Below are 17236 nucleotides of genomic sequence, written 5' to 3'. Positions count from 1 at the left end.
ATGAAATCACTATTCTTACGAATAATCAACATTCAGTTGAATTAAAGCTCAATATAGAGCTTAAGCGCTATCGCAGCCAATGAAATTGCCATCACAATCTGCGCGATACGTCCCCAGCGCGAATGCCGTGCTTCGGCCTTACCAATGGCTTCTGCGGTCGCATTGTCGAAGCGCAGACCATTTGCGGCCATCGCATCAAGCGCCGCAGACGCACGATCCATTCTTGCGACCAGTTCCGGCGTTTTGCGGGTGAAATGGAGCAGCGCATAGGCGCTGTCCTTTGCATCCAACAACATGCCCTGTGGCCCAAGATTTTTGCGTATCCAGTCGCCAACGACAGGTTCTGCCGCTTTCCACATATTGAAATGCGGATCAAGCGTGCGCGAAACACCTTCCACCACCACCATCGTCTTCTGTAGCATCAGAAGCTCAGGCCGTGTTTCCATGTCAAACAACTCAGTCACTTCAAACAGAAGCGTCAGCAGCTTTGCCATGGAAATGGTTTCGGCAGGCTGTCCATGGATTGGCTCGCCAATAGCGCGGATTGCCTGCGCAAAGCTTGCCACATCATGCGTATGCGGCACATACCCCGCTTCAAAATGCACTTCCGCAACGCGCATATAATCGCGGGTGATGAAGCCATAGAGGATCTCGGCCAAAAAACGCCGCTGCTGCTTGTTGAGCCGCCCGGTAATGCCGAAATCCACGGCGACAATGACGCCCTGCGGATCGACGAACAGATTGCCCGGATGCATATCGGCATGGAAAAAACCATCACGCAACGTATGACGCAGGAAAGACTGGATCAGCGTTTCGCCAAGCTTCTTGAGATCAAAACCGGCACCCCGCAATGCGTCGATGTCGGACATCTTGATGCCATCGATCCATTCAAGTGTCAGAACATCGCGGCCCGTCCGCTCCCAATCGACATTCGGAACACGAAAGCCTGCATCATCCTTGATATTTTCGGCAATCTCGGAAAGTGCTGCCGCCTCAAGCCGCAGATCCATCTCGATGCGCGTCGTCTGGTGCAGTGTTTCCACCACCTGAACCGGGCGCAGACGGCGCGTGAACGGCACATGCCGCTCCTGCATTCGGGCGACCATGAAAAAGCTTTCAAGATCGCGCGCAAAACGCTGACGGACACCCGGACGGATCACCTTGACGGCAACCTTGTGCGGTGCGCCATCTTTCATCACATAGGCCGGATGGACCTGTGCCATGGACGCCGCCGCAATCGGCGCATCAAAACTTACATAAAGATCATCAATCTTGCGGCCAAGAGAGGCTTCAATGGCAGAAACTGCCTCAGCTTGTGGAAAATAATCAAGCCGATCCTGCAATAGCTCCAAATCGGCGGCTACATCCTTGCCGACAATATCCGGACGCGTGGCCAGAAACTGACCCAATTTCACATAAGAAGGACCAAGCTTGTTCATTGCCCGCGAAATGCGCTCTGAACGCGGGGCATCTTTCGCACGCTTGCGCGCCAGCACTTTGGCAAACTTATGCCCCAATGCAGGCAAACCCGCCGCATCATCAACAGGCAGTGCGCTCAACACGCCTTCGCGCGCCATGATCCAGCCAGCACGCATCAACCTTAGGGCCGCAGAAATATTGCTCATGTCGGTCTCAGAGCTTCCAGCCGGAATGAAGTGCAGCAATGCCGCCGGTGAAATTACGATAGCTGACACGCTCGAAACCAGCCTCGCGAATCATCCGCGCAAAATCTTCCTGTTTTGGAAACTTGCGGATTGATTCTACGAGATAGTGGTAGGAATCGGCATCACCCGTAATCATCTTGCCAATGCGCGGAATCGCCTGAAACGACCACTGGTCGTAAATTTTATCAAGCAAAGGAAGTTCGACTTCGGAAAATTCGAGGCACATAAAACGCCCGCCCGGCTTCAATACGCGATAGGCTTCAGACAGCGCTTTGTCGATATGCGGCACATTCCGGATGCCGAATGAAATGGTGTAAGCATCGAAGCTTGCATCTTCAAACGGCAGTTCTTCCGCACTGGCTTCAACAAATTCGAGATTGTCGGCAAGTCCCTTCTTGATGGCGCGCTCGCGCCCGACACCAAGCATCGAACCGTTGATATCGAGAATGGTGACATGGGCCTGACGGCCTGAAGCTTCAACAATGCGGAACGCGATATCGCCCGTACCACCGGCAACATCGAGCGAAGTCCAGCCCGGACGCCTGGAAGGCGAAAGCCAGCTGATCATCGCATCTTTCCAGACACGATGCATGCCAGCGGACATCAGATCGTTCATTACATCGTAACGCTTGGCAACCTTATGGAAAACCTCGTTGACCAGTCCCTGCTTGACATCTTCATCGACTGCTTTGAAGCCGAATGAATGTTCCATGCCACCTTGTGCACCCACGCGGTCTGCATTGCCGTTCTGCTGGCTCATAACTATCCTGCCGGTTCGTATGCGAAACGAAGACGATCTTCGCTTTCCGTTTGCCTGATGCATATAAAGCTTGTACCGGACGATACAAGCACAGACCGTAAGCCGATACCCCTTTTGTGATCTCCACTTGCGCATCTGTGCAAAATGTTAAAAGACATAGAAAACTGTGCGTGCGCGCCTGCCACGCGTTTTCTCCGGCACTATTCGCCGTTAAAGTGAAAAACGATAACAAGAAAAGTGGAAACAACATGGGCGTTAATGTCGTCAGCCATCCGCTTGTCCAGCACAAGCTTACCATTATGCGCAAGCGCGAAACTTCGACCGCGAGCTTCCGGCGCCTGCTGAAAGAAATATCGCTGCTGCTTTGCTATGAGGTGACGCGCGATCTCGAACTGACCACCATGCACATCGACACCCCGATGATGCCAATGGAAGCGCCGATCCTCGAAGGCAAAAAGCTGGTTTTCGCCTCCATCCTGCGCGCAGGCAACGGCCTTCTCGAAGGCATGCTGGATCTGGTGCCAGCCGCACGCGTGGCGCATATCGGCCTTTATCGCGATCACGATACACTTCAGCCAATCGAATATTACTTCAAGGCACCCGAAGACATCGTTAACCGCCTCATCATCGTGGTCGATCCAATGCTTGCGACCGGCCATTCAGCCATCGCAGCCATCGACAAGCTGAAAGAGCGCGGCGCAACCAATATCCGCTTCCTCTGCCTGCTGGCAGCGCCCGAAGGCATTGAGCGTTTTACCACAGCGCACCCAGACGTGGATGTCTTCACCGCCTCCATCGACGACAGCCTTGATGAAAAGGGCTATATCATCCCTGGCCTCGGCGATGCCGGTGATCGCATGTATGGCACGAAGTAAGTTTCAAACCTTACGATAAGCAAGAAACGAATCCGCGTTGTGGCCGCTCGACAATTGGTATTGAGTGGCCAGCGCGGATTTTTTATCATCTCAGCATCACAAAGATGGAACATCAATCATGTCTACCGAAGCCCGCCTGACAGAACTCGAAATTCGGGTCGCCGAACAGGAAAAGACGATTGAAGAGCTGTCTGCGGTCCTTGCCGAACAATGGAAAGCGATCGACCGGCTGAATAAAAAACACTTGGCCCTGACGGACCGTTTCCTGACACTCGAAGAACAGACAGCACCCGAAATCCCGATCACCAAGCCTCCACACTGGTAAAGCCATGATTGAAATCATCACACTCGAAGATCGCAATGATCTTGTTGCCACCTGTGCCAAATGGAACCACAAAGAGTGGGGACAAGCGGCGGGTGCAACCGAAGAGCAAGTTGCTTCAGCCTTGCAGCAAATTATCCATTCGGCCGACGGTCAGACGGCGCGTGCAGCTTTATGGAATGGAGAACTCGCGGGCTTTGTCCTGTTGATCCATAGTGATCTTGACAGTCACCCTCACCTCAAACCATGGGTTGCAAGTGTCCTGGTTGCACCCGCGTTTCGTGGGCGCGGCGTTGCCAAGGCACTGATGGCCTCGATTGAAGCGGCAGCGCAGGAGCTGGGCTATGGTGAAGCCTATCTCTATACCAGCAAGCCTGATCTTTATCGCAAAATGGCCTGGGATGATTTTGAGACACTCTCCGGCGAAAATGAAGGCATGCTGATCCTCCATAAGAAAATCGCGCAGGTTTAACTGCGCGATCGATTTTCATTCTTATGATGCCGCCGGTATCGGACAGCTCACACCTGTTCCGCGCAAGCCGCAATAACCATTCGGGTTCTTGGCCAGATACTGCTGATGATAATCCTCCGCATAATAGAATGTTGGAGCATCTGCAATTTCAGTTGTAATCAGGCCAAGACCGCGCGCAGACAAAGCTGCCTGATAGGCATCCCGGCTCTTCTCAACCGCTTCACGATCCGTCTCATCGAACGTGTAGATCACCGAGCGATATGTTGTGCCGATATCATTGCCCTGTCGCATACCCTGCGTTGGATCGTGCTCTTCCCAAAACAGTGTCAGCAAAGCACCGAGGCTCACCGCCTTCGGATCATAAACCACAAGAACAACTTCAGCATGGCCGGTCAAACCCGTACAGGTTTCCTCATAAGTTGGGTTGGGCGTTATTCCACCGGCATAACCAACCGCCGTCACATAGACACCCGGCACCTGCCAGAAAAGCCGCTCTGCACCCCAGAAACAACCCATGCCAAACATGACCTGTTTCAAACCTGCGGGCCATGGGCCTTTCAGCGGCTTTTGAGATACAAAATGCACAGAGGCTGTAGCGAGCGCTGCATCGCGACCGGGCAAAGCGTCTTGTTTTGAAGGCATCTCGACCTTCTTACGATAGCTATCCAGCAAACTCATTTAACATCTCCTGAAATGCATTTCAGCGCGCGCTGAAACTGCCAAAGGGCTTTTTGCGACGATAACCGGCCAGGTAAAAAAGCAGCGCAAGAACACCAAAAACCAACCAACCAGGCTGCTCAAGCACGGGAACGAAGACAGTGTCCCAGCCCGCAGCCCCTATATAATGCGTCATGAAGGCTTCTGCATCCCCCAAGCTTTCAGGCGCACCGCGCGCCCATATATCCAGAAGCGGTTTGACGACCCATTCCGACGCACCAACCGAACGTGCACCATCCAGAACAGCGAAGATCACTGCCAACGCCAGAAACACGACCGCAAAACTGCGCAAAACAAAACGAAACACGATTCTCTGCCTTTGATTTTACCCAGTTTCATCATGCAAAAATGCGTGCTTGATACCATCAATCCTCTGCGTAAAGCATTGCTTCATCATAACATAAAGCGGACAGAGGGAGCAGACTTAAACAAAGCACAAGTTTTTGATTGAATTATATCCTTATAAAACAGAGACTTGCGTAAATTTACGTTTAGATCCAGCGGTTCCGGACAAATTAAAGCAAAAACTGGCAAATAGCAGTTGAACATATGCGTATTCTGGCTATATTGCGCGCCGCACCAGCTGTTTTGGCAACGAACCAATGCCTGATTTGAAGAGCGGTGTGCTTTTTGCAAGAGTTCTTACCGCAGTTGCGGATTTCAAGACAGCAAAAGACGGAGAGGTGGCCGAGTGGTTGAAGGCGCACGCCTGGAAAGTGTGTATACGGGGAACCGTATCGCGGGTTCGAATCCCGCTCTCTCCGCCAGATATTTCATCTAAGAAATTGAAATGGATGAATTTTATAAGTTGAGGTTATTGTGCCCCCCGGATACGCTTTAGCTCGCCTCTAACACCTAGAATTGCCCCAGGACAAACTGCCCCATCCCGTGTGATAAACTTTGATTGTTTTCAAAGCCCACCCTGTAGACTGCGCAAATTCTTGACTCTTACCGATATCGGAGATGCCTAGCTCAGTGAGCCGCGCCTTTTCACGCCAAAGCCTCTTCTGGAATTCTAAACCGGTCCGGCCAAGCATCAGAAGCTTTTTGTTTCAAGAGCCCCTCATCCGCCATCGCCTAAAAACCATAGCCAAAGCACGATTCAATCGCAATCCACACTGATGGAAGCCACGGAAAACGCTAAACTTTTGACTCTGTTATGGAAAAGACTGGTGCTGCGAGAGAGGATTGAATTTTCGACCTCTTATCGCAAGACACTGAAAAAACTAAGAATTTCTTCGTGACCAATACAGTCTGTGTACCACCGGCGGGTCTAGTTCACAAGCCTATTAAAATTTTTACGGCCACCTAATTTTGAATACACTAAACGCATATTCGGGTGCGCAACATCGACGCCCGAAGTAGACACGTCCTCCACTCATACGCTACCTTGAACGGAAAAAGACTTTTGAACAAATAGTAAATCGGGGGCGAGCATGACGGGCAATAATCACTATCCTCATTGCACTTGCGGATGGTGTGTAAACAATGGTCGTTCAAAGGCAACACTCGCGAATTACGAGCAGAGTTTTGAGGAGCGAACTGCTCGGCTAACTCTTAAAAAGTCTGGCGCTGGCTCAGTCGCGGGATGCTACATTAATTCCAATGCACGTTGTCCCTGTTGTGGGGCTCCCGTGTTTTTTTATGCCAACGCTGCGGGAAGCCGAGTCTATTTCAACGATCTTGGCCCTCCTTGGCCAAAACACGAATGTACGGATAATCCAAGACGATCTATTCCCTCCCACTCCATCCCCACAACTCGCCCAACTCGGCGCAAAAAAGGGGAAATTAAGGAACTTCTTAACGCTGCGAGCGTAGCCGGTCTCTCGAGTTACCGTTTATTCGGCCAGAGAAGCAGCGCGGAGTGGTCGCTAGTTATCATTTCGGCGGTCAGTCGTTTTGGTGAAGAGAATTTGGTCGAAGGCGAATTCTTAGATTCTGAGACAAACGAGAAGTTCCGATTCTCGTGTTATTCGGAAGCGCCTATGTTTGAGGCTGGCGGTTTCGTATCCGTCAAAGGCAATGAGATTTCGTTCATTGATCCCCTGACCCTGTTGCCAATGCATTTCGTGGCAGGTGCAAAGCTAGTCCAACCGGACGTCACACAAAAAACTGAGACGGCCGAAAAAGTCCTGACCATTGTTAAAAAGCAAGCCCCCAAACCCAAATCTGTCGAGATAATCGGCAAGCAATTTACGGACAAAGCCTCACCCCGAGAAACGCTCTCAAAGGACTTACGGCTCATCGCAAAGGCTTCGACTAAAGCGAAGCGAAACCTACACAAGCAGCCGAAACCCAACCATCCCAATAATCATTTATCGGACCTTACTGAGGCGGAAATGGTGCACTTCAATAACAAGCGCGTTTCGCTTTCAGACCTCTTCAGTAAATTAGAGCCAGTCGTAAAAATATATGCCCGAGAAGGGATTCGTAAACCAAGGGATGTTTCTCATCGTCTCAATGAGCAGGGCTATAAAACAGCCTCAGGCTCGTTATGGACACCGCGGCTGGTCTATTTTCTTTTGAGATTGATGTTCAATGAGAAACCATCAACCTCGGCAGAACGGCTTGAAGACAAGACTAAACGACGCGAAGCATCTAAAAAAGCAATTGTTCTGCCTCCGGCTCAAACAGTGATGACTGTTCAAGAAATGGCAAAGCGCCTCTCCCATCTCGGAAAGGTTGTGGGCAAGATTAGTGATTAATATCAGGCTGGTTTGTTAAGATCGTTGGTCCTCAAAATATTCAGGTATATTTTGCGATAAATTTTCGAGCACCCGATCAAATAGATCAAGATTGGAGTATCCCCCCCTCCTACCCACTCTTTTAAGCCCCGCTCAGCCACCGTGAGACGCCTCAGCTATCACATGAATATATCGCGATCATGGGAGGTCCCCTTCGTCCATAGATTTCGCTTTAAATGAAATCGTCGGTAAGGGGCCGCCCCTCCCAAGATCACTCATTAAAGCAAATGTCCGTATGGCTATACCACAGCGTACAGGTGAATTAATGGCTATCAACATGTACGCAAGAGTTGACATTCAACATACGTACACATATCCATATGTACATAACTTCAACGTACACTAATGGACAATGAAATGCAGACCATCCTTTATGCCCGTGTATCGACAGACGAACAGAACATCGGCCACCAGAAGACACAGGCAGAAGCGGCTGGGTTCATTATTGATCAGGTGATTGCCGATCACGGAGTATCGGGCATTAATACGACGATGGCCAATCGACCAGAAGGCAAGCGCCTGTTCGACATGCTAAGAAGAGGTGACACTTTGGTCGTCCGTTGGGTGGACCGTCTCGGGCGCAATTATCAGGACGTTACGGATACCATACGGCATTTCATGCGCCTGGGCGTAATTATCCGCACAGTCATAAACGGCATGACATTCGATGGCTCAACACAGGACCCGATTCAAATGGCTGTAAGAGACGCGCTGATTGCGTTCATGGCAGCAACTGCACAGGCGCAAGCTGAGGCCACTAAAGAAGCTCAGAAGGCAGGAATTGCCGCAGCCAGATCTGGAAACAGCAAGGTCTATCTCGGAAGGAAGCCGAGTTATAATCGTGAACAGCTGACGGTCATTCAGGATATGCTGTCGAACGATGGTGGTACGTCAGAGATTGCCAGAGCTACAAATTTAACTCGGCAAACCGTTATCCGAATAAAGAGCGATCCGGCAGCAGCAGAAGCTATGCTTGCCAAATGGGGTATGTGATCCGGTCAGGCGAATAGCTAACGGCAACAATGGACAATCAACGTGTAAATTTCGCCAGCGTGATCTCGCACCTGAATAACTTTTTTCATGGGCGGATATTCTGACCTTGTGACAAATTCTGTGACGAATACACACAAATTTTGCCGAGAAATCAAATGATCCGCACTAGAGCTTTTTTATTGGGGGTTAACGGATTTTGTGACCAAGTATTTGAATTCACTTATCCTTTTTAAAAATCTTCTTGCGTTTTTACAGCCCACATATACAGTTCCCTTGCTTCGGACACGCTGACGCCGGAGCATTCAAATATGTCCACGCCCGTGCCTGTAGGTCTAGGTACGGAAACGATAGTAGGCCTAAGCGCCTGAAAGGAGACCAGAGCAATAATGATGAAAAGAATTTATTATGAGAGCATGCAAGGCCAACGGATGCTGCAAGAAGGCATACGGGTATAGTTCGTACTGTGAAAAACATAAACGAAATCTCGCCCGTCATGGGCATCCATACCAGATCGGTATCAAGAAAGCTGACCTGAGGCCGTACATCGCGGAAATTTACGCTTTCCTAACGAGCAACCATCAGGGCAAAGCTCAGGCTGTCATCAGTGACGCTTGGAGGCGTATCGTGAGGGACGCCGAGAGGTTCATTGATCGGGCCAATCAAGGCAAGCCATTTATCAACTACGAAATGCAGGCTTATCGGGCCATCCTGTCGCTTGACCGGGAACAGAACGCCGAAACCATTGGTGTCCTGCTGATCGCCATGGGCTTTTGGTATCAGGACGATCCCCGTTTCTGGAAATATGACGATGGTTTCCGGTTCCAGACCATCCGCATGCTTTTGCGCCTCAATCCGCGTGAAGCGCAATACCAGTGGCGCAACGGTAAGATGGAACGCAGCCGCTTCAGGGAAACACCGCCGAAGACCATCAGGACACTCTGGGAAATCGTCTATCCGACCGGGTTCATTTCCTATGGCATGGAAATCGCCAAGCGAAAGACTGCTGCCTTGGAAGCCAAAAGCAAACGAGCCGTGCGTGAACGTGCAGCTTTCTTCGGCGATGACACGCAGCCCATCAGCGATAGCAGTTCGATAACATCTGTAGCGCCGAATGAGGTGCGCTCATGAAACGCACGATGAATGATTTGCGCTGCGCCAGCACTGTCCTTGGTGAAGTTCGGGATCACACCGGACGGTGGCACGACGGCACTAAGTCCTACAGCGACTTTGCGAATATGATCGGGACGACTACAGCCGACCTGATGCGCCGCCTGAAACTGCTGGGGATCGTGGAACACACGGGAAAGCGGCACAGATTGACCGAGGTCGCCATCAGAAAGTGTTATGGGACGGTTTACCAGAAACGACCCAAGGACCAGCCCACGTTGTTCTATGATTTGATTCTGCCTGATGGAATGGTGCTCATCGTCACCAACCTCGAGGCAACGAACCAGACGGAAACCGAAGTCGAGAAGCTAAGAGCGGCGGGGCTTTCACTATCCGAAATCGGAAATCAGCTTGGATGCAGCAAACAGGCCGTAGGTAAACGTCTAGCGAACTTGCCACCCCGATTGACGGACTGGCCTATCAAGGGATCATGGAAAGATGACGACGAGAAAACTATAATGCAAATCGCAGCGTAAACCATCCCGCTGTAACTGCTCAAAGCGTTATCGACGAAAAAGCCCGGAAATGCGGGGATCAGCGTAAACCATTCCGCTATAACTATAGTGGAACCTCTCGTTGGTCCTCGCTTTGCTCGACTTGACTGAAGACCCTTAAGGCGAAGAGACTTTGGAGCGAGAAGCGAAGACCTATTAATTAGGGTTTTCCTCAGGTTGATCTCATTGTTCGGTAAGACCATCTTACCATTGTATGAGTTTACCCTGAGCCTGTTCCTTTTATTTGATTATCGCTTCGCTCTTCCTCGAGAAGAGAAATTAATAAAACATATCAATATTTACGTAATGTCATATTCGGTAATCATTCGATACGAATTTGAACCGAATTCACGATTACAATCATATCATTATTGTGCTTCGCATTCTTAATATTCTGCTCATTAACGTCATTCAGCTTTGCACGTCTGCAACAGCATGCTTGGGGTCGACCTACGAACGTAGAATTGACCCAAGGTATCAATTGCGGCTCACCCAAAGAAAACCCGATTGAATGCTCGTATATCATCAGGTCAGAAAGCGTAATTATTGCTCGTCGTGGTACATCGCAGCTGACTTTAAGTGCAACTATGGTCAAGATGGTCAGGCAGTTGAAGCCGCTGTTAAATTTGCTTGATTGCATCTGACCCGTCAGCCATAGGTTGTCCAGTAAGGCATTCTCGGGGAAATCATTCGAATGAACCAACAGGCACTTTCAGCGTTCATCTGGTCAGTAGCTGATCTATTGCGCGGCGATTATAAGCAAGCAGACTATGGAAAGGTGATATTGCCATTCACCGTGCTGCGCCGCATTGATTGCGTTCTTGCCAGTACCAAAGCTGACGTGCTTGCTGAGTTCGCTGAAAAAGAGAAACTCGGCATCAATCCTGTTCCGTTCCTGCTGCGCAAAGCTGGGCAGACGTTCTACAACACGTCAGAGCTCGATATGAAGACGCTGATGGGTGATCAGGACAATATCGCTGCGAACCTTTACACCTACATACAAGCCTTCTCTCCAGCTGTACGGGATATCTTCGAGCGTTTCCAATTCCACACTCAGATTGACCGCTTGGCCAAAGCTGGGCTGCTTTATCAGGTAACTGAGAAGTTCACCAAGATTGATCTGCATCCTGATCACGTTAGTAACATGCAGATGGGGCTGATCTTTGAAGAGCTCATTCGGAAGTTCTCGGAACTCTCCAACGAAACGGCTGGTGAACACTTTACGCCACGCGAAGTCATTCGGCTTATGGTTCACCTTCTGTTTGTCGAGGATGATCAGATCCTCAGTAAGCCCGGTATCGTTCGCAGCATTTATGACCCGACTGCTGGAACGGGAGGCATGCTTTCGGTGGCCGATGAGTATCTCAGTGAGCACAACCCCCATGCTCGTTTGATCATGAACGGTCAGGAGCTGAATGACGAAAGCTACGCCATCTGCAAAGCTGACATGCTGATCAAAGGTCAAGACGTCAGCAACATAATTCCCGGCAATACGCTTTCTGATGACGGTCATACAAATTCCAAGTTCGATTACATGCTTTCCAATCCGCCATTTGGTGTTGAATGGAAGAAGGTGGAGAAAGAAGTCCGCAAGGAACACGAGGCCCAAGGGTTCAACGGAAGGTTTGGCCCGGGGCTACCAAGGGTTTCCGATGGTTCTCTGCTGTTCCTGATGCACTTGCTGTCGAAGATGCGACCAGCGTCAGAAGGTGGTAGCCGCTTTGGCATTGTCCTTAACGGTTCTCCTCTGTTCACTGGCGGTGCTGGCAGCGGTGAAAGTGAAATTCGCCGTTATGTGCTTGAGAATGATCTTGTCGAAGCGATCATCGCGCTGCCGACCGACATGTTCTACAACACAGGTATTTCGACATACGTCTGGATCCTTTCAAATCGCAAGCCATCTCATCGCAAGGGCAAAACCCAGCTCATCGATGCGTCAAGCCTTTGGCAGAAGATGAGAAAGAGCCTCGGGTCCAAGCGCAAGGAAATGAGCGAGACGGACATTGCTGAGGTGACAAAGCTGTTTGGAAGCTTTGAAGAGGCAAGGTTGGCGACGATATTCGATGCCGGTGGCAAAGAAATAGGCAGACAGATTGTCAGAGATGGTGAGCAGGAACCTGATGTCCCAGAAGGTGGAAAGGTCAAGTTAGCGCCTATCTCCAAGATCTTCCCTAACGATGCATTCGGCTATCGTACAATCACCGTAGAGCGCCCCCTATGCGACGATGACGGCAAGCCTATAGTCGGAACCAGAGGAAAGCACAAAGGCGCTCTACAGCCAAATGCGGCCTTACGTGACACTGAGAATGTTCCGCTTTCGGAAGATGTCGAAGACTACTTCAAGCGGGAAGTGCTGCCCTTTGCGAAAGGCGCTTGGATTGACCATGAGAAGACCAAGGTCGGCTACGAAATCCCGTTCAATCGGCACTTCTATGTGTTCGAGCCACCGCGTTCATTAGACGATATCGATGCTGATCTGAAGTTGGTCACTGGGCGGATCCTTGAGATGATCGGGGGGCTTTCAGCATGACGATTGCGCCTCACAGAGATTATTGCGAAATAAATGTCCCATGGATTGGTTCTATTCCATCTCATTGGTCAGTTGTACCTTTGTTCAGCGTTGCAGCGGAAAGAAAAGAGCCCAATACAGGGATGAAAGAAGACAATCTACTTTCATTAAGTTATGGAAAAATTATAACAAAGGACATATCGTCTAATGACGGGCTGCTGCCTCAATCGTTTGAAACCTATCAGGTTGTTCACCAAGATGATATTGTTCTTCGGCTGACTGATCTTCAGAATGATAAACGAAGCTTACGTTCTGCTCGTGTACAGCAGCAGGGAATTATTACCTCTGCATATGTCGCAATATGCCCCTCCGGCGTCTCGTCCAACTTCCTTAACTATCTGCTACGCTCGTACGATCAATCCAAAGTTTTGTATTCAATGGGCGGAGGACTTCGTCAGTCGATGAAGTACTCTGATGTGAAATGGCTTCCATTGGTGCTTCCACCACTCGTCGAGCAAAACGCGATTGCAACGTTCCTCGACCGTGAGACAGCCAAAATCGACGCCTTGGTCAACGAGCAAAAACGCATGATCAAACTGCTCAAGGAAAAACGTCAAGCGGTCATTTCTCATGCGGTTACCAAAGGACTCGATCCGAATGTTAAACTGAAGTCGTCCGGTGTGGAATGGCTAGGTGACGTGCCAGAGCATTGGGAAGTCAAGCAGCTTCGGCACTTAATCAAGTCTATTTTGTCTGGAACGAGTGTTAACGCTATCGATACACCTGCTACTGAAAATGAATTGGGTGTATTAAAAACTAGTTGCGTTTATAGCGGCGAATTTAATCCATCAGAAAATAAAACAATAATACCTGAAGAATACCCGAGGGTATCTTGCCCAGTGATATCTGACTCGCTTATCGTGAGTAGAATGAATACGCCGGATCTCGTAGGAGCAGCAGGATTATCAATAGAAAATCTGTCGAACATATTTTTACCAGATCGCCTTTGGCAAATTCAATTTTGTGATGCTTCGGCAGCTTTTATTCATCTATGGACGCTCACGCTCGAATACAGAGCGCAAGTTCATATTGCTTGTGCGGGAACAAGTTCGAGTATGCAAAACCTATCACAGGATCAATTCAAGGCTTTTTGTTTAGTTGTACCTCCTCTACAAGAGCAGCTAATAATAGTTGATAAAATTCATACGGAAATCCAAAGGACTAAGGAAATATTGGATCAATCGGAAGCAGCAATTAAATTGTTGCTTGAACGTCGCTCTGCACTTATTTCCGCAGCTGTTACGGGTAAGATCGACGTGCTTGGCTCTGTTCCTGATCAGCAAGTGGCAGCAGAATAATTCCGCCGAGGGGGCACGAGAATGAGCATTCACAAGGAAATCAGCTTTGAGGACGAGATAACCAGCCATCTCTCTGAGAACAGCTGGCTCTGTAATATCGGCGATGCAGCGCATTATGATCGCACCCGGGCGTTGTTTCCTTCTGATCTCGTGTCTTGGCTCAAGGAGACCCAGCCGAAAGCTTGGGATAGCCTTAAGAAGACCCACGGTACCAACGCTGAAACCGTCCTGCTAGACCGAGTACGTAAACAGCTAGACGACCGAGGCACACTCGACGTTCTGCGTTATGGCGTAGAAATGATCGGGCTTCGGGCACCCCTGAGCCTTGCACAGTTCAAGCCTGCATTGGCAATGAATGCAGACATCTTGACCAAGTACCACGCCAACCGTCTCCGGGTAGTCCGCCAAGTTCGGTACTCCCTGCATAACGAGAACAGCATTGACCTTGTTCTGTTTTTGAACGGCATCCCTGTCACAACAACCGAGCTGAAGACGAATTTCACTCAGAGCGTTACCGATGCGATTGATCAGTACAGGTTCGACCGGGATCCGAAGCCAAAAGGGAAATCCCCAGAGCCATTGCTGACTTTCCCGAGCGGGGCGCTGGTACACTTCGCGGTCAGCAATTCCGAAGTGATGATGACGACAAAGCTCGAAGGAGTGTCGACACGCTTTCTGCCATTCAATAAGGGCGACAACGGCGGCAAAGGCAATCCCGTTAATCCACACGGACACCGAACGTCTTATCTGTGGCAAGAGGTCTGGGAACGCGAAAGTTTCCTCGAAATCCTCGGGCGCTACATGGTCACGAAACGCGACACCAAGAAGAACATCACCTCAGTCATCTTCCCGCGCTACCACCAGTTGGACGCCACGCGGAAACTTCAAGCAGCGGTTCTTGGCGAGGGTGTCGGCGGAAAGTTTCTCATCCAGCATTCAGCAGGATCAGGAAAAACCAATTCGATTGCTTGGTCTGCGCATTTCCTCGCGGATCTTCATGATGCTAGCCACAAGAAGATTTTTGACAGCATCATCGTCGTCTCAGATCGTAACGTGATCGATACCCAGCTTCAGGAAGCCATCTTCGATTTCCAGCGCGTACAGGGCGTGGTCGCCGTAATTCGCAACGAGGACGGCAGCAAGAGCGGATCGCTGGCCAAGGCGCTCGATGAAGGGAAGAAAATCATCGTCTGCACGATACAGACGTTCCCTTACGCCATTGAAGCCGTACGAAAGCTTACAGCAACCCAAGGAAAACATTTTGCGGTAATTGCTGATGAAGCTCACAGCTCACAAACTGGCGAAGCCGCGTCAAAGCTGAAGGAGTTGCTTGCTGCTGATGAATTGCAAGCCTTGGCAGACGGAGCAGAATTGAGCGCTGAGGACATCTTGGCTGCTAGAATGGGTGCACGTGCAGATGACGCAGGGATCACTTACGTCGCATTCACGGCAACACCCAAGGCAAAGACCTTGGAGCTCTTCGGACGCAAACCTGAGCCAGAGCAGCCAAGTGGCCCTCACAATTTGCCAGCGCCATTTCATGTCTATTCGATGCGGCAGGCAATTGAAGAGGGCTTCATCCTCGACGTACTTCAAAATTACACTCCGTACAGTTTGGCGTTCAAACTTGCCAACGATGGGAAGGAACTCACAGAGACTGAAGTCGAAGCCAGCTCTGCACTCAAGCACATCATGAAATGGGTAAGACTGCATCCGTACAATATCAGCCAGAAGGTTGAAATCGTCGTCGAGCATTTCCTTGCTAATGTCGCACCGCTGCTGGATTGCAAGGCGAAAGCGATGGTCGTCACAGGAAGCCGTCTGGAAGCCGTCCGCTGGCAACTAGCGATCAAGAAGTATATCAAATCCAAGGGCTACCAGATGGATACGCTGGTGGCATTCTCGGGTGAGGTAGATGATTCCGAGAGCGGTCCCGATCCGTTCACCGAGGCGAGTAAATCTCTGAACCCGGATCTAAAAGGTCGCGATATACGGGAAGCGTTCAAGCTGCCGGAATATCAAATTCTGCTCGTCGCCAATAAGTTCCAGACGGGGTTCGATCAGCCGCTGCTTTGCGGCATGTATGTAGATAGGCGCTTGGCTGGCATTCAGGCGGTGCAAACCCTGTCGCGGCTGAACAGAGCATATCCCGGCAAGGACACGACTTACGTTCTCGATTTTGCGAACAATGCCGACGAGATCCTTGATGCATTCCTCACATACTTCGACACTGCGCAATTGGCAGCCACGACAGACCCTAACCTGATCTTCGATATTCGCGCAAAACTCGACGCGCAGGGCTACTACGATAACTTTGAAGTTGATCGCGTCGTGGCCGTTGAGCTCAATCCTAAGTCCAAACAAGGGGACCTTATCGCAGCAATTGAGCCTGTCGCTGACCGTATCCTGAAGAAGTACAAGCAGGCACAGGACGAGTTGAAAGCTGCGCAGAGCAAAGCTGACGAGAAGGTCATCGAAGCTGCCAAGGACGAAATCAACGCTCTTCTGCTGTTCAAGAGTGACATGCAGGCATTTCAGCGTCTGTACGCTTTTCTTTCTCAGATATTCGACTATGGCAATTCGGCAATTGAAGCCCGTTCAATCTTCTATAAACGCCTGATCCCTCTACTCCAGTTCGGCAGAGACCGCGACGGCGTTGATCTGTCCAAGATTGTGCTGACCCATCATAATCTCAGAAACCTTGGAAAGAAGCCGTTAGCCCTCAAGGGTAATGATAAACCATTGCTGCAACCAGTGACGGAAACAGGCTCAGGATCTGTTCAAGAAAAGGAAAAGGCGCTCCTTCAGGAGATCATAGATAAGATCAACGATTTGTTTGACGGCGATCTCACCGACGATGACCAGCTCGTTTACGTGAACAACGTCCTTAAGGGAAAACTGCTGCAATCGCCTGTCCTTGTTAAACAGGCAGCTAACAACAGTAAGGAACAGTTCGCAAGCTCCCCTGATCTCAAGAATGCCATCGTGGATGCTATCATGGACGCATTTGCAGCACATGAAACAATGAGCAAACAGGCACTCGGTTCGGAAAAGGTACGCGATGGGTTAAAGGATATACTCTTGGGGCCGGGGAAGCTTTATGAAAGCCTCAGAGATGCTCATGAAAACCGAGTCGATCATTAGCGCCTAAGCTCCGTTGA

Annotated in this window: 14 protein-coding genes and 1 tRNA gene; 11 read left to right on the top strand and 4 right to left on the bottom strand. The window is 50.1% G+C overall.

The window, feature by feature from the left end; translation table 11 throughout:
• Positions 1 to 41: 41 nt before the first annotated feature.
• Both ubiB and ubiE read right to left on the bottom strand, forming a co-directional pair.
• The gene (gene ubiB / locus OPR82_RS02640; RefSeq protein WP_265982850.1) at positions 42 to 1625 is read right to left on the bottom strand and encodes a 2-polyprenylphenol 6-hydroxylase; all 1584 of its coding nucleotides are present in this window, start codon (positions 1623 to 1625) and stop codon (positions 42 to 44) included.
• A gap of 7 nt (positions 1626 to 1632) precedes the next feature.
• A complete protein-coding gene (gene ubiE / locus OPR82_RS02635) occupies positions 1633 to 2424 on the bottom strand; it encodes a bifunctional demethylmenaquinone methyltransferase/2-methoxy-6-polyprenyl-1,4-benzoquinol methylase UbiE (protein WP_265982849.1) in 792 nt (263 codons plus the stop codon).
• Positions 2425 to 2672: 248 nt separating this feature from the next.
• Here ubiE and upp point away from each other — a divergent pair, with 248 nt between their 5' ends.
• The 3 genes from upp to OPR82_RS02620 all read left to right on the top strand — a co-directional run bounded on the left by upp (position 2673) and on the right by OPR82_RS02620 (position 4093).
• Complete coding sequence (upp, locus tag OPR82_RS02630) at positions 2673 to 3299, top strand: uracil phosphoribosyltransferase (RefSeq protein ID WP_265982847.1); 627 nt, start codon at positions 2673 to 2675, stop codon at positions 3297 to 3299.
• A 118-nt stretch (positions 3300 to 3417) separates the two neighbouring features.
• The gene (locus OPR82_RS02625; RefSeq protein WP_265982846.1) at positions 3418 to 3624 is read left to right on the top strand and encodes a SlyX family protein; all 207 of its coding nucleotides are present in this window, start codon (positions 3418 to 3420) and stop codon (positions 3622 to 3624) included.
• 4 nt (positions 3625 to 3628) lie between these two features.
• The gene (locus OPR82_RS02620; protein WP_265982845.1) at positions 3629 to 4093 is read left to right on the top strand and encodes a GNAT family N-acetyltransferase; all 465 of its coding nucleotides are present in this window, start codon (positions 3629 to 3631) and stop codon (positions 4091 to 4093) included.
• 21 nt (positions 4094 to 4114) lie between these two features.
• Here OPR82_RS02620 and msrA read toward each other — a convergent pair whose 3' ends face one another.
• Both msrA and OPR82_RS02610 read right to left on the bottom strand, forming a co-directional pair.
• A complete protein-coding gene (gene msrA / locus OPR82_RS02615; RefSeq protein ID WP_265982844.1) occupies positions 4115 to 4771 on the bottom strand; it encodes a peptide-methionine (S)-S-oxide reductase MsrA in 657 nt (218 codons plus the stop codon).
• Between the two features lie 22 nt (positions 4772 to 4793).
• Complete coding sequence (locus OPR82_RS02610; RefSeq protein ID WP_265982842.1) at positions 4794 to 5117, bottom strand: hypothetical protein; 324 nt, start codon at positions 5115 to 5117, stop codon at positions 4794 to 4796.
• Between the two features lie 370 nt (positions 5118 to 5487).
• On the opposite strand from OPR82_RS02610, the gene OPR82_RS02605 reads away from it, so the two are divergent.
• The 8 genes from OPR82_RS02605 (at position 5488) to OPR82_RS02570 (ending at position 17219) form a co-directional block, all read left to right on the top strand.
• Positions 5488 to 5577, top strand: a tRNA-Ser gene (locus tag OPR82_RS02605).
• Between the two features lie 867 nt (positions 5578 to 6444).
• Positions 6445 to 7515, top strand: coding sequence for a hypothetical protein (locus OPR82_RS02600; protein WP_265982841.1), 1071 nt, complete (start codon positions 6445 to 6447; stop codon positions 7513 to 7515).
• A gap of 396 nt (positions 7516 to 7911) precedes the next feature.
• Positions 7912 to 8547: a recombinase family protein gene (locus tag OPR82_RS02595; RefSeq protein WP_265982839.1), complete on the top strand. Its 636-nt coding sequence runs from the start codon at positions 7912 to 7914 to the stop codon at positions 8545 to 8547.
• A gap of 624 nt (positions 8548 to 9171) precedes the next feature.
• Positions 9172 to 9675, top strand: a complete 504-nt coding sequence (locus OPR82_RS02590; RefSeq protein WP_265982838.1) for a hypothetical protein — start codon at positions 9172 to 9174, stop codon at positions 9673 to 9675.
• Positions 9672 to 10190 carry a hypothetical protein gene (locus tag OPR82_RS02585; protein WP_265982837.1) on the top strand — a complete coding sequence of 173 codons (519 nt, stop codon included), beginning with the start codon at positions 9672 to 9674 and terminating at the stop codon, positions 10188 to 10190. The genes OPR82_RS02590 and OPR82_RS02585 overlap by 4 nt, the downstream gene beginning before the upstream one ends.
• A 712-nt stretch (positions 10191 to 10902) precedes the next feature.
• Positions 10903 to 12738, top strand: a complete 1836-nt coding sequence (locus OPR82_RS02580; protein ID WP_265982836.1) for a type I restriction-modification system subunit M — start codon at positions 10903 to 10905, stop codon at positions 12736 to 12738.
• A complete protein-coding gene (locus tag OPR82_RS02575; RefSeq protein WP_265982835.1) occupies positions 12735 to 14075 on the top strand; it encodes a restriction endonuclease subunit S domain-containing protein in 1341 nt (446 codons plus the stop codon). The genes OPR82_RS02580 and OPR82_RS02575 overlap by 4 nt, the downstream gene beginning before the upstream one ends.
• A gap of 21 nt (positions 14076 to 14096) precedes the next feature.
• Positions 14097 to 17219: a type I restriction endonuclease subunit R gene (locus OPR82_RS02570; protein WP_265982834.1), complete on the top strand. Its 3123-nt coding sequence runs from the start codon at positions 14097 to 14099 to the stop codon at positions 17217 to 17219.
• Positions 17220 to 17236: the final 17 nt, after the last annotated feature.

The sequence above is a fragment of the Ochrobactrum chromiisoli genome (genome assembly GCF_026241335.1).
GTDB classification, from domain to species: Bacteria; Pseudomonadota; Alphaproteobacteria; order Rhizobiales; family Rhizobiaceae; genus Brucella; species Brucella chromiisoli.
Note: the sequence above shows the minus strand (reverse complement) of the source record. Positions and strands in the feature narration are given on the sequence as shown.

Excerpts from the sequence above, each read along its gene's own strand:
- OPR82_RS02595 (WP_265982839.1), top strand. The coding sequence starts at position 7,912 with ATGCAGACCATCCTTTATGCCCGTGTATCGACAGACGAACAGAACATC.
- OPR82_RS02570 (WP_265982834.1), top strand. The coding sequence starts at position 14,097 with ATGAGCATTCACAAGGAAATCAGCTTTGAGGACGAGATAACCAGCCAT.
- msrA (WP_265982844.1), bottom strand. The coding sequence starts at position 4,771 with ATGAGTTTGCTGGATAGCTATCGTAAGAAGGTCGAGATGCCTTCAAAA.
- ubiB (WP_265982850.1), bottom strand. The coding sequence starts at position 1,625 with ATGAGCAATATTTCTGCGGCCCTAAGGTTGATGCGTGCTGGCTGGATC.
- OPR82_RS02625 (WP_265982846.1), top strand. The coding sequence starts at position 3,418 with ATGTCTACCGAAGCCCGCCTGACAGAACTCGAAATTCGGGTCGCCGAA.
- OPR82_RS02585 (WP_265982837.1), top strand. The coding sequence starts at position 9,672 with ATGAAACGCACGATGAATGATTTGCGCTGCGCCAGCACTGTCCTTGGT.
- upp (WP_265982847.1), top strand. The coding sequence starts at position 2,673 with ATGGGCGTTAATGTCGTCAGCCATCCGCTTGTCCAGCACAAGCTTACC.
- OPR82_RS02620 (WP_265982845.1), top strand. The coding sequence starts at position 3,629 with ATGATTGAAATCATCACACTCGAAGATCGCAATGATCTTGTTGCCACC.
- ubiE (WP_265982849.1), bottom strand. The coding sequence starts at position 2,424 with ATGAGCCAGCAGAACGGCAATGCAGACCGCGTGGGTGCACAAGGTGGC.
- OPR82_RS02580 (WP_265982836.1), top strand. The coding sequence starts at position 10,903 with ATGAACCAACAGGCACTTTCAGCGTTCATCTGGTCAGTAGCTGATCTA.
- OPR82_RS02575 (WP_265982835.1), top strand. The coding sequence starts at position 12,735 with ATGACGATTGCGCCTCACAGAGATTATTGCGAAATAAATGTCCCATGG.